We start from the raw sequence: 12,744 nt of genomic DNA, 5'->3' as shown, positions 1-12,744 counted from the left end.
TTCCTTAAATCCGTTCTTCGCCGTTACCAGCGATAATGCGAGAAGGCGCGGTTGGCTTCCGCCATCCGGTGCACGTCTTCACGCTTCTTGACGGCGTTTCCCCGGTTGTTCGACGCGTCAAGCAGCTCGGCCGAGAGCCGCTCCGTCATCGTCTTTTCATTGCGATCGCGCGCTGCCGTGATGATCCAGCGAATGCCCAGCGCCTGACGGCGGACCGAGCGAACCTCGACCGGCACCTGGTAGGTGGCGCCACCGACGCGGCGCGAGCGCACTTCGATGGTCGGCATGACATTTTCCAGCGCCTGCTCGAACACGGTGAGCGGCCCCTGCTTGGTCTTGGCTTCGATCATGGCGAGCGCGCCGTAGACGATCTTTTCGGCGGCGGACTTCTTGCCGTCGTACATGATCGAGTTCATGAACTTCGTGATAACAATATTCCCGAACTTCGGGTCCGGGTTGACTTCACGCTTTTCGGCAGAGTGGCGACGAGACATCTGGTCTGTTCCCGCTTACTTCGGACGCTTGGCGCCGTACTTCGAACGGCGCTGCTTACGGTTCTTGACGCCCTGGGTATCGAGGACGCCGCGGAGGATGTGGTAGCGCACGCCGGGCAAGTCCTTGACGCGGCCGCCGCGGATCATGACCACCGAGTGCTCCTGAAGATTGTGGCCTTCACCCGGGATGTAGCCGATCACCTCGAAGCCGTTGGTCAGGCGCACCTTGGCGACCTTACGAAGCGCCGAGTTCGGCTTCTTCGGGGTCGTGGTGTAGACGCGCGTGCAAACGCCGCGCTTCTGCGGCGACTGCTGCAGCGCCGGAACCTTCTTGCGCGACTTCTGCACTACGCGCGGATTTGCGATCAGCTGGTTGATCGTCGGCATGTCAGCCTTCATCCTTTAGTTCACGCGAAGCCTTGATGACTTCGCAATTCTTCTCGGAACTAGCCGTTCCGTCCGGCCCGCCCTGCGCGAAAAAAACATTCACGCAAAACGAAATCGCGCCAACCGCTCATTGCTGAGCGGAAAGCGCTTCGACGCCACAGAGGACCGCGAGTAAGACCGGTCAGCGCTCGCTGTCCGGCCTGCTATCGAGGTCATGCATCCGAGTTCACTCTCAAGAGGACGTGCTCAAGAGAACTAAAATCGCCCTGGCATTGCCTAGCAGTATGATCGACAGCGTTTGAGCGGCATTCGTCGAGGTTGGTGCCCGTCTCAGTCCATAAGGATTTGAAAGGGTGTTCCGTTCCGACGCTGGCGTTGCTCACCGCCTGTCGTTAAGTGGCCGTCTTCTATAAGCGGTGGATAGCTAAGTCAAGCAAAAGGACAACGCTGGAAATGCCTATGGCGTCTGCGGATTCAGCGTTTGCCGCAAATTCCGAAAGTCCGAAGTAGCGCGACCTGCCCTCCGGAGACTTACCGGAGTCGCCCTATTATACCCGGGCAAATATCGTCAAAACACCCAATCTTCGGTTCCAGTTTTTCCCGACTAAGACTTTGTTTGCCTTTCCAGGTGCAAAAGTGTCGCACCCCGGCTGAGATTCCAGATGAAATACACCGACATTGCGATCATCGGGGGCGGCCTTGCCGGCTCGACCGCGGCCGCCATGCTCGGACGTGCGGGAATTCCGACTGTTCTGATCGATCCCCATCGGGTCTATCCATTCGACTTCCGGGTCGAAAAAATCAGCGGCGATGAACAGGTCGGCCGCTTCTACCAGACCGGAATCGCCGATTCGGTGCTTCGCTCGGCCACTCATGACGGCGAAAACTGGATCGCGCGATTCGGCTACCTGCTCGACAGGAAGCCGAGCCGCCAATACGGCATCATGTACGACGCGCTGATTACCGCCGTCCGCGCCGAGATCCCAGCCCCCGCCGAATTCGTCTACGCCAAGGTGACCGACGTCGCGACCAGCGCTGAGCGGCAGAAACTCACGCTGTCCGATGGCGAAACCATCTCGGCGCGGCTGGTGATCCTGGCCAACGGACTGAGTGTCGGACTGCGCCGCAATCTCGGTATCGAGCGTCGGGTCATCAGCACCAACCATTCCATCTCGATTGGATTTGACATGGCGCCGGTGGGCCGGCCGGCCTTCGAATTTCCCGCCCTGACCTACTTTTCAGAACGGACCACGGAGCGCGTCGCTTATGTGACGCTGTTCCCAATCGGCAAGCGGATGCGGGCCAATCTTTTTGTCTACCGCGAGGTCGAGGACCCGTGGCTGCGCGAAATGCGGCACAGGCCGGTCGAGACCATGAACGCCGCGCTGCCCAGGCTGCGCCGGATCACCGGCGAATACGCTGTTACCAGCGACGTCAAGATCCGGACGGCCGATCTCTATGTCTCAACCGGCTATTGCCAAGCGGGCGTCGTTCTGGTCGGCGACGCCTTTGCGGCGACCTGCCCGGTGACCGGAACCGGCACCGACAAGGTATTTACCGACGTCGCCCAGCTCTGCAACGTCCACATCCCCGCCTGGCTTGCAACCGAAGGCATGGGCGAGGACAAGATCGCTTCCTTCTACGACGATCCGGTCAAGCGGGCCTGCGATGATTGGTCGATGGCCAAAGCCATCAGCTTTCGCAAGGTTACGGTCGAGAATGGGTTGTACTGGCGGGCGCAGCGCTGGGCGCGCTTCCTGGCGTGGTTCGGCGAAGGCGCCTTGCGGCGGATCCGCAAGCGGATCAGCGCGGGGTCAAACCGCCCTGCTCACTCCTCCTCATCGTCATCATCGTCATCATTGTCGTCGGTCTGAGCGGCGTTGTGCGGCGTATGGCCTTGGTCGTCCCAGAGCTTGCGATAGACGCCATTGGCCGCGAGCAATTGCGCATGCGAGCCGCGCTCGATCGCCCTGCCGCCTGAGATCACGATGATCTCGTCCATCTCGACCACCGAGGTCAGGCGGTGCGTCGACCAGATCATGGTGCGTCCCTCCGCCACCTTCAGAAGCGTGCGGTTGATCGCAGCTTCCGTGGTCTGGTCGAGCGCCGAGGTCGCTTCATCGAGCAATAGCAGCGCGGGATTGCGGATGATCGCGCGCGCGATCGCGATGCGCTGGCGCTGGCCGCCCGACAGCGTGTCGCCGCGCTCGCCGACCGGCGTGTCGTATTTCTGCGGCAGGCTCATGATGTAGCGGTGAATCTCGGCCTTGCGCGCGGCCTCCTCAACCTCCTCATCGGTGGCGCCTTCCTTGCCGAGCCGGATGTTCTCCCGGATCGACATGTTGAACAGCATGTTCTCCTGAAACACGATCGCCATGCCCCGGCGCAGCGATTCGCGGGTCACTCGGCGGATATCGACGCCGTCGATCGCCACCCGTCCCTCGTCCGGCGTGTAAAGGCGCAGGATCAAATTGAGCAGCGTGCTCTTGCCCGAGCCGCTCGGACCTACGATCGCGATGCGCTTCCCGACGCTGAGCTTGAGGCTGAAATTGTCGAGCACCGGCGTCTCGCTGCCTTCGTAGGCAAAGGTAACGCGCTCGAAGGCGATATCATTGGTGATCGGCGGCAAATCCGGCGCGCCGGGCCGGTCGGCGCCGCGGGTCGGCTCATCCAGCAGCTCCTGGATGTGCCGCACCGCGGCCGCCGATTGGATCGACACCGGAATGAAATGCATCAGATGAGCGATGTTGTAGGACACCTCCCAGAACGCGCTCTCGAAGGTGACGAAAGTGCCGATGGTGATCTGGCCCTTGGTGGCAAGATAGGCGCCGATCGCCAGCACCACGAGATGCAGCAACAGCACCGCGATGGTGACAGTGCGTTCCACCATGGTCGAGAGGAAGACGGCGGAGGCGGTTTTGATGCGCACATCCTGGTTGCGCATGGTGAACCAGCCGAGCGTGCGGCGCTGCAGGCTAAACGCCTTGATCACCGCCTGCGCCGCCACGTTTTCCTGCACCGTGGCGAGCAGCGCCGCCTCGTTCAGCTTCTGCTCGTAATTCGCCTGCACCGCCTTTGGCGTCAGGATTCGGGGCCCGATCAGGGTGATCGGAAACACCAGTAGCGCTACCGCCGCAAGCTGCCAGTTGAGGAACAGCATCAGGATGATGCCGGCGACCAGCTCCAGGAACGGCAAGGCCGCGCTGTTGGCGAACGTCTTGACCGATCCTTCGAAGGCCGCAAGGTCGATCGAGAAGCGCGAGAGGATCTCGCCGCGCTTGGTGCGGGCAAAGTATGATGACGGCAGGTTCTGGACGTGCTCGAACAGCCGCGTCCGCACATCGGCAATGATGCAGGCGGCCAGCCGCGCATCCCAGCGCTCGTACCAGACGGCAATGATCGAGGTGATGATGCCGGCAGCCGCGAGCACGCCAAGGATCTTGTAGAGCGCCTGAAAATCCTCTTCGCCGAGCGCGTCGTCGATCAAAAATTTCAGGCTTAGGGGCATGATCACGTTGAACAGCGTCTCGACGAGAACGCCGAAGGTCACGAAGGCGAACAGCCTCCTGTAGTTGCCGAGATAGGGCCTGACGAAGGCGAGGATGGTCGCCATCGCGCCGGCGGCTTCCTTGGCGGTGAAGACGACGAGATCCTCGTCATCATCCTCGTCGTCGAGCTCCAGCTCGTTCTCGTCGTCCTTGTCATCGTCGGCGGGAGCACCGGCCACCTTGGTGCCGGGAACAGGGGTGGCCGCTTCCGGCGCGAGCTTCTTGGCGAGCTCAGGATCATCAGCCGGAGCGGGATTCTGATCATCCGAAGAAGGAGGCTTGGGCGCCATGAAACCAACCGATGCTGCACGGCCGGCATGACCGCAAAATCGAACGTGGCAGCGGTGAGCGCTACCGCACCGATTCTATGCGATCGGGATCAATTCGGCAAACCCTTGGCGTGACCGGCCCTGCTTGCGGGAAGCGGTCACGCCTCAATACAACCGCCCGGCGCTCAATCGTCTGCTTCAACCTTGTCGAAGAACGAATAGCGCAGGCTGTCGGCGTCGGCGTACCACTGCCCCGGCCCCTTGTTGGCCGCCAGTGTCGCCGCCCACACCGCATCGGTGCAGTCGCGGCGGTGCATCGCGAGATCGAATCCATTGCCGAAGAACAGTTCGGACCATTCCCACCAGGTGCCGAGCTTCTTCACGCCGCGCAGCAGGTCGTAACGGTCGATCAGCGCCGGTGCCATGTCCGACGTCACTGAACCGAACACCACTCCGGTCTTCACGACGCGGTTGAGTTCGCGCACCGCCCGCGGGACCTGCTTTTCGGAAACGTGACAGAGGCTGGTCTCGAACACGAAATCGAATTCGTTATCCTTGAACGGCGTATCGAGGATGGAGCCGAGCTTGTTGAACTTCTTGAGCGCCTTCGGCGTCTTGGCGTGGATCGCCCGGTTGTTCTCGATGCCCCAGGCATCGATGCCGCGCTCACGCAGTGCACCGACCAGTTCGCCACTGGCGGAGCCTGCAACAAGCAGCTTGTAACCCTTCGCCCGGTTCCAGACGATCTTGATCAATTCCGTCAGATAGGCCGGATCGGTAAACTGGTTCCAGACTTCGCTGTAGGGACCGACGCCGCGGTAATTCTCGAAATAGCTGCGGTCGATCTTGTCGGACGATGGCACGCCTTGTTGGGCGCGGGCGCGGCGCAGCCGCATCATCTCGGTCAAAATGATGTCGGTGGCTGCGTCGGAGGAATCGAGCAAACCGTTGAGGGTCGAATCGAACAGATAGTCACCAACGACGACGATCCCCGGATGCTCTTTCGGCTCGGGGCGATGGTTGGTCATGACGTCGCGCACCGGGAGGCCTCCGGGCAATGCGTTCACCGACGACAACCAGCGGTGGATTTTGCCTTCCATGAAATGATCGCGGGCGTTGCCGAAAGACGCCGGCAGCGATTTCAGCGCGGCATCGATCAGTTCCTGGTCACTGAGATTGGCAAACGCCAGCGCGTCCGAGCCCGCGATCAGCCAGTTGAGCACGCCGTGCTTGCCGACGTCGTGGCGGGCACCCTCGTTGTAAACGCAGCAGCCGCCGAACGCTTCCGACATGAACCAGGCGCCCTGGATCTTCTCGCCCCAGAACGGTTCGTCGAACAGGATCGAAACTCTCAGATAGTGCGCCGGACGGTCGAAATAGGCGACGTGCTTGACCATCGACTTGCGCAGCTCTTCGCCGTCCCAGCGCATGGTGGCGAGCCAGGAATGCGGCAGACACATCAGCACCAGATCGAAATCCCGTGTCTCCGGCCCCTTCCCGTTCATCATGTTGAGCTGATAGCGGCCGGCGGGGGTCTTTCCGACTTTAAGCACGCGGTGATTGAGGTGGATGTCGGCGTCGACTTCCGAGCGCAGACATTCGATCAACTGCTCATTGCCGTTCTGGATCGAATACAGGCTGATATAGCCGTCGACATCCATCACGAAATTCTTCAGCGCATTCAGGCCATTGGTATTGTGGCTTTCGGTCGCGATATCGGAACGCGCCATTACCTTGAAGAAGCGCTTGGCGGTCGGATCGGCGACTTCCTTGTCCAATACCTCCTCGCAGGACATGTAGGCCCAAGGGTGCTCGTTGTCGTGGGCGCCGACGCCTTCGTAATATTCGATCGGCGATACCATCTCGGTGCAGCGCTTGCGGAACGCCTCGATCGCAGCCGCGGTCTTCTCACCATACTTGCGGCGCATGCCCTGCACGTCGCTGAGCAGCTCGCCGTCGATGTGCACCTGCTCGGCGTCCATCGGTATGGTCTGCAGGCCGAAATGCTGGATCAGTTCCCGTAGGGGATCCGGGCCGGTCATCGAATAATCGTAGATTTCGGCAACCCCCGCCTCATACATCGCCGGCGCGGAATCGAATTTGCGAGAGACAATCTTGCCGCCGAGGCGGTCGGACGCCTCGTAGATCGTAACGCGACATAGATCACCGAGCTTTTTCTTCAAGTACCAGGCACTCATCAGCCCGCCCGGGCCGCCGCCTACGATTGCAAGATTCAACATGTCTGTTCCGTCGCCCTCCGGCTCCCCTGCCTATAGGAAATCAGCCGGTCTAAACCGCATTAGCAAAAGCGCTTTTCACCCTGAAGGGAAGATGAACAAAGCAGGGTCCTTGCAACGCAGCAATGAAAGAAAGCAGCAAAAAGGCCGGCTTGTGCCGGCCGTTTGTCTTCGCACCGTATTCTTGCGGAAGCCTTATTCCGCAGGCGGGAAGTGTGGCCTTTCCGCCCCGTATAAATCCGGTGCGTGCGATCTAGCCGCCCCGGAGCGCCTTGCCGGCGAGCAGGCTGACAAGCTCCTGCTGGCGCGACAGACCGGTCTTCGACAGCACCGCCTTGAGCTGGCTGCGCACCGTTTCCCGGTTGACGCCGGTCGCATCGGCGAGCGCGTCGAGGGTTTCGGCCCGGCCGATGCCCCGCGCCACGCGCGCCTCCGCTGGCGTCAAGTCGAACAGGCCTTGCAGGACTTCCGCGGTCGGCACCGCAGCGCGGTCGACCGGTGTCACGACCAGTAGCGCGCTAGCCTGCGTGAACATATCGCGTGCGGAACCGCGCACTGGGACGACATGCAGCACCATCGGCACGTGCGCCGCTGTCGCGGCAACCGGGATGGATTTCACCGTCCGGCCGCCGGCAAGCGGCAGCATATCGAGCGCTTCGGCCAGCAGCGTGTCCGCGGCGACATCCGTTACCGTCACGCGTTGCGCGCGATCCTGGAACAGCGAAGGCATCAGTGCATCGAACAAGCCGTTAGCCGCGAACACCTGGCCGGCTCCGCGCAGCACCGCGCCCGGCAGTCCCAACCCCTGCAGCGCATCAACCTGGGCACGTGCGCGCTCGAAGCCAAGACGGTTTGCCGCGAGGGAGGCCCGGGCCAGATGCGGCCGCAGTCCATCCAGCAGATCGACCACCTCTTGCGGCACCGGGCCGTTATCCTGATGCCGCGGCATCACGATCGCGATTGAATCGCCGCTCGGCATCGAAATGATCGTACCGGCCCGGTAGCCGATGCCGTGCTTGCGGTAAAAGTTGCAATAGACCTCGTTGGTCGCGATCTCCTGCTCGGAAAGGAGGTCATAGTCGGTGACGAAGCCCGCACGATTGAGGGCAAGGGCGCGCGGCAGATTCGGGTCGCGCTCGCTCCATCCGTCTTTCATGAAAACGGGCATGAGCTGGTCATATTCGACGGAATTGACCGCGCTGACATAGCCGTCGCGCACACCGAACAGAAAGCCGCCATTGCCGCCGACCGCCGCACCGAGTTCGCCGAGCACAGCCGGCCAAAGGGAGGGAATGAGCCCCGCCTCGTAGATACGGTCGATCAGGGGTTCAAGATGAGCCAAATCGCTCATGAGGAATTGCAACTATTCCGGTTATGGCAGGATGCCATTCCCTGAGTGATAGCAGGCGTCACCCGTGGGGGTGAAGCCTGCTATCCCTTGCCGCAAAAGAAAAAGCCGGCTTGGCAGCCGGCTTTCTTGTCGATCGGAATGAAGCCTATTCCGCCGGCGGCAGCGCCAGCGGTTCCGCTTCCGGAGCGGTCGGCACGATCGCCGCCTGCTTCTCGCGCTCGTCGAGGATCAGCCGGTCGCGCTTGACTGCCACTTCGCGGATCTTGGCCATCGAGGCGCCGGTGCCCGCCGGGATCAGCCGGCCGACGATGACGTTCTCCTTGAGGCCTTCCAGCGGGTCCACCTTGCCGTTGACCGCGGCTTCGGTGAGCACGCGGGTGGTCTCCTGGAACGAGGCCGCCGAGAAGAACGAGCGGGTCTGCAGGCTCGCCTTGGTGATGCCGAGCAGGACCGGCGTTCCCGTGGCGGGCTTCTTGCCCTCTTCCTTTGCCTTCAGGTTGAGCGCATCGAACTCGATCTTGTCGACCTGCTCGCCCGAGATCATGTCGGTGTCGCCCTGGTCGGTGATCTCGACCTTCTGCAGCATTTGACGGACAATCACCTCGATGTGCTTGTCGTTGATGAGCACGCCCTGCAGCCGGTAGACCTCCTGGATTTCGTTGACCAGATAGGCAGCGAGTTCCTCGATGCCCTTGATCGCCAGGATGTCGTGCGGCGCCGGATTGCCTTCGACGATGAAATCGCCCTTTTCGACGATGTCGCCGTCCTGCAGATGGATGTGCTTGCCCTTCGGGATCAGGTACTCGCGCGGCTCCTCGGTCTTGTCCATCGGCTCGATCGAGATGCGACGCTTGTTCTTGTAGTCGCGGCCGAACCGGATGGTGCCCGCGATTTCCGCGATGATCGCCGCGTCCTTCGGCTTGCGGGCCTCGAACAGCTCGGCCACCCGCGGCAGACCGCCGGTGATGTCACGCGTCTTGGCGCTCTCCGTGGAGATACGCGCCAGGATGTCGCCGGCCTTGACCTTCGCGCCGGTATCCACCGAGAGAATGGCGTCGACCGACAGCATGTAGCGGGCATCGCCGCCACGGGCCAGCTTGAGCACCTTGCCGTCCTTGCCCTTGACGACGATCGCCGGACGCAGATCGGCCCCGCCCCGCGACGCGCGCCAGTCGATGACGACGCGCTTGGCGATACCGGTTGATTCGTCGAGCGTTTCCGAGATCGACTGCCCTTCCACCAGATCCTCGAAGCCGATGGTGCCCTCGACTTCGGTGAGAACCGGACGGGTGTACGGATCCCATTCCGCGATGCGCTGGCCGCGCTTGACCATGTCGCCTTCGTCGACGTGCATGCGCGCGCCGTACTGGATGCGGTGGGTCGCACGTTCGGTTCCGTCGGCATCGACGATCGCAACGACCATGTTGCGAACCATCGCGATCAAATGGCCTTCGCTGTTTCGGGCGATCGACTTGTTCTTGATGGTGACCTTGCCTTCGAAGTTCGATTCGACGAACGACTGCTCGTTGATCTGCGCCGCGCCGCCGATGTGGAACGTGCGCATCGTAAGCTGCGTGCCGGGTTCACCGATCGACTGCGCGGCGATGACGCCGACCGCCTCGCCGTGGTTGACCGGCGTGCCGCGGGCCAGATCGCGGCCGTAGCACTTGCCGCAGATGCCGTTGACGAGTTCGCAGGTCAGTGCCGAGCGGATCTTTACTTCCTGGATGCCGGCCTGCTGGATGGCGTCGACATGCGACTCCTCCATCAGCGTACCACGCTTGATAATCACCTTGTTCGAGGCCGGATCGCGCACGTCATCGCAGGCCACGCGGCCGAGGATGCGTGAGGCGAGCGAAGCCACGACGGTGCCGGCATCGACGATTGCGCGCATCTTGATGCCAAGCTTGGTACCGCAGTCGTCGGACGTGATGATGCAGTCCTGCGCCACGTCGACCAGACGGCGGGTCAGGTACCCCGAGTTCGCGGTCTTCAACGCGGTGTCCGCGAGGCCCTTGCGGGCGCCGTGGGTCGAGTTGAAGTATTCGAGCACCGACAGGCCTTCCTTGAAGTTGGAAATGATCGGCGTCTCGATGATCTCGCCCGACGGCTTGGCCATCAGGCCGCGCATGCCGGCGAGCTGACGCATCTGGGCCGGCGAACCACGCGCGCCGGAATGCGCCATCATGTAGATCGAGTTGATGTCGGCGTCGGCGCCCTTCGGCGTCTTCTTGGTCGCCGAAATCTCCTTCATCATTTCCTTGGCGATTTCCTCGGTCGCCTTCGACCACGCGTCGACGACCTTGTTGTATTTCTCGCCATGGGTGATCAGGCCGTCATTGTACTGCTGCTCGAAGTCCTTCGCCAACGTACGGGTGGTCTCGACGATCTTCCACTTGCCGTGCGGCACGACCATGTCGTCCTTGCCGAACGAGATGCCGGCCTTGAACGCATTGTAGAAGCCGAGCGCCATGATGCGGTCGCAGAAGATCACGGTCTCCTTTTGGCCGCAGTGACGGTAGACCTGGTCGATCACGCCGGAGATTTCGCGCTTGGTCATCAGCTTGTTGATGATGTCGTACGAAATCCTCGCGTGCTTCGGCAGCACGTTGCCGAGCATCACGCGGCCCGCGGTGGTCTCGATCCAGCGCTTGGTCGCCTTGCCGTCCTCGTCGGTGCCCTCCCACCGGTACTTGATCTTGGTGTGGAGGTGGATGACCTTCGAATGCAGGGCGTGCTCGAGCTCGGCCATGTCGCCGAAGATCTTGCCCTCGCCGGGCAGCCCTTCACGCATGATCGAGAGATAGTAGAGACCGAGCACGATGTCCTGCGACGGCACGATGATCGGCTGACCGTTCGCGGGATGCAGGATGTTGTTGGTCGACATCATCAGGACGCGCGCTTCCAACTGCGCTTCGAGCGACAGCGGAACGTGCACGGCCATCTGGTCGCCGTCGAAGTCGGCGTTGAACGCGGCGCAAACCAGCGGATGGAGCTGGATCGCCTTGCCCTCGATCAGCACCGGCTCGAACGCCTGAATGCCGAGACGATGCAGCGTCGGCGCGCGGTTGAGCAGCACCGGGTGCTCGCGGATCACCTCGTCCAGGATGTCCCAGACCTCGGGACGCTCCTTCTCGACGAGCTTCTTCGCCTGCTTCACGGTGGTGGACAGGCCCTTGGCGTCGAGCCGCGAATAGATGAACGGCTTGAACAGTTCGAGCGCCATCTTCTTCGGCAGGCCGCACTGATGCAGGCGCAGTTCGGGACCGACCACGATCACCGAGCGGCCGGAATAGTCGACGCGCTTGCCGAGCAGGTTCTGCCGGAAGCGGCCCTGCTTACCCTTGAGCATGTCGGCCAGCGACTTCAACGGACGCTTGTTGGCGCCGGTGATGACGCGACCGCGGCGGCCGTTGTCGAACAGCGCGTCGACGGCCTCCTGCAACATGCGCTTTTCGTTGCGGATGATGATGTCGGGCGCGCGCAGCTCCATCAGCCGCTTCAGACGGTTGTTGCGGTTGATGACGCGGCGGTAGAGGTCGTTGAGGTCGGATGTCGCAAAGCGGCCGCCGTCGAGCGGCACCAGCGGACGCAGGTCCGGCGGAATCACAGGCACCACGGTCAGGATCATCCACTCCGGCTTGTTGCCGGAATAGCGGAAGGCCTCGACGATCTTCAGGCGCTTGGCCAGCTTCTTGTGCTTGATGTCGGACTCGGTCTCCTGCATCTCGGCACGCAGGGACTGCTCGAGCTTTTCGAGCTCAAGCCCCTTCAACAGCTCGCGGATCGCTTCCGCGCCGATCATGGCGGTGAAGCTGTCCTGACCGTATTCGTCCTGCGCCTTCAGATACTCGTCTTCCGACAAGAGCTGACGGTCCTTGAGCGCGGTCAGGCCCGGCTCCAGCACGACGTAGTACTCGAAGTACAGGATGCGCTCGAGATCCTTCAGCGTCATGTCTAGCAGAAGGCCGATGCGCGACGGCAGCGACTTCAGGAACCAGATGTGGGCAACGGGGGCCGCCAGTTCGATATGGCCCATGCGCTCGCGCCGGACACGCGACAGCGTCACCTCGACCGAGCACTTTTCGCAGATGATGCCCTTGTACTTCATCCGCTTGTACTTGCCGCACAAGCACTCGTAGTCCTTGATCGGCCCGAAGATGCGGGCACAGAACAGGCCGTCGCGCTCCGGCTTGAAGGTCCGGTAGTTGATGGTCTCCGGCTTCTTGATCTCGCCGTACGACCAGGACAGAATCTTCTCCGGGGACGCAATCGAGATCCGGATCTGGTCGAAGACCTGCGCCGGAGTCGTCGGATTGAAGAGATTCATAATTTCTTGGTTCATCGTCTTCTCCTCGCGTGCCGGTCGTCACCGGCAGCAAATTCGAAACTCTTTGGAGCGCGCCCCGCTCAACGTCCGAGCGGAGCGCGAATGCCCGGCGATTCGCCGGGCATGAA

Annotated in this window: 7 protein-coding genes; 1 reads left to right on the top strand and 6 read right to left on the bottom strand. The window is 62.0% G+C overall.

The window, feature by feature from the left end; all coding sequences use genetic code 11:
* Positions 1-23: 23 nt before the first annotated feature.
* Both rpsG and rpsL read right to left on the bottom strand, forming a co-directional pair.
* Positions 24-494: a 30S ribosomal protein S7 gene (gene rpsG, locus HCN50_RS23030; RefSeq protein WP_171712156.1), complete on the bottom strand. Its 471-nt coding sequence runs from the start codon at positions 492-494 to the stop codon at positions 24-26.
* A gap of 15 nt (positions 495-509) precedes the next feature.
* Positions 510-881: a 30S ribosomal protein S12 gene (gene rpsL / locus HCN50_RS23025; protein ID WP_008969396.1), complete on the bottom strand. Its 372-nt coding sequence runs from the start codon at positions 879-881 to the stop codon at positions 510-512.
* Between the two features lie 662 nt (positions 882-1,543).
* Here rpsL and HCN50_RS23020 point away from each other — a divergent pair.
* Complete coding sequence (locus tag HCN50_RS23020; protein WP_171712154.1) at positions 1,544-2,755, top strand: FAD-dependent oxidoreductase; 1,212 nt, start codon at positions 1,544-1,546, stop codon at positions 2,753-2,755.
* Here the strand turns inward: HCN50_RS23020 and HCN50_RS23015 are convergent.
* From HCN50_RS23015 to rpoC, 4 genes are all read right to left on the bottom strand, one after another.
* A complete protein-coding gene (locus HCN50_RS23015; protein ID WP_171712152.1) occupies positions 2,710-4,719 on the bottom strand; it encodes an ABC transporter ATP-binding protein in 2,010 nt (669 codons plus the stop codon). The genes HCN50_RS23020 and HCN50_RS23015 overlap by 46 nt on opposite strands.
* 164 nt (positions 4,720-4,883) lie before the next feature.
* Positions 4,884-6,938 (bottom strand): FAD-dependent oxidoreductase, encoded by a 2,055-nt coding sequence (locus tag HCN50_RS23010; RefSeq protein ID WP_171712149.1) that lies wholly within the window; start codon positions 6,936-6,938, stop codon positions 4,884-4,886.
* A gap of 250 nt (positions 6,939-7,188) precedes the next feature.
* Complete coding sequence (locus tag HCN50_RS23005) at positions 7,189-8,286, bottom strand: helix-turn-helix transcriptional regulator (RefSeq protein ID WP_171712148.1); 1,098 nt, start codon at positions 8,284-8,286, stop codon at positions 7,189-7,191.
* A 145-nt stretch (positions 8,287-8,431) separates the two neighbouring features.
* Positions 8,432-12,631 carry a DNA-directed RNA polymerase subunit beta' gene (gene rpoC, locus HCN50_RS23000; RefSeq protein WP_171712146.1) on the bottom strand — a complete coding sequence of 1,400 codons (4,200 nt, stop codon included), beginning with the start codon at positions 12,629-12,631 and terminating at the stop codon, positions 8,432-8,434.
* Positions 12,632-12,744 lie beyond the last annotated feature (113 nt).

The sequence above is a fragment of the Bradyrhizobium archetypum genome (assembly GCF_013114835.1).
GTDB lineage: Bacteria > Pseudomonadota > Alphaproteobacteria > Rhizobiales > Xanthobacteraceae > Bradyrhizobium > Bradyrhizobium archetypum.
Note: the sequence above shows the minus strand (reverse complement) of the source record. Positions and strands in the feature narration are given on the sequence as shown.

Excerpts from the sequence above, each read along its gene's own strand:
- rpsG (WP_171712156.1), bottom strand. The coding sequence starts at position 494 with ATGTCTCGTCGCCACTCTGCCGAAAAGCGTGAAGTCAACCCGGACCCG.
- rpsL (WP_008969396.1), bottom strand. The coding sequence starts at position 881 with ATGCCGACGATCAACCAGCTGATCGCAAATCCGCGCGTAGTGCAGAAG.
- HCN50_RS23020 (WP_171712154.1), top strand. The coding sequence starts at position 1,544 with ATGAAATACACCGACATTGCGATCATCGGGGGCGGCCTTGCCGGCTCG.
- HCN50_RS23015 (WP_171712152.1), bottom strand. The coding sequence starts at position 4,719 with ATGGCGCCCAAGCCTCCTTCTTCGGATGATCAGAATCCCGCTCCGGCT.
- HCN50_RS23010 (WP_171712149.1), bottom strand. The coding sequence starts at position 6,938 with ATGTTGAATCTTGCAATCGTAGGCGGCGGCCCGGGCGGGCTGATGAGT.
- HCN50_RS23005 (WP_171712148.1), bottom strand. The coding sequence starts at position 8,286 with ATGAGCGATTTGGCTCATCTTGAACCCCTGATCGACCGTATCTACGAG.
- rpoC (WP_171712146.1), bottom strand. The coding sequence starts at position 12,631 with ATGAACCAAGAAATTATGAATCTCTTCAATCCGACGACTCCGGCGCAG.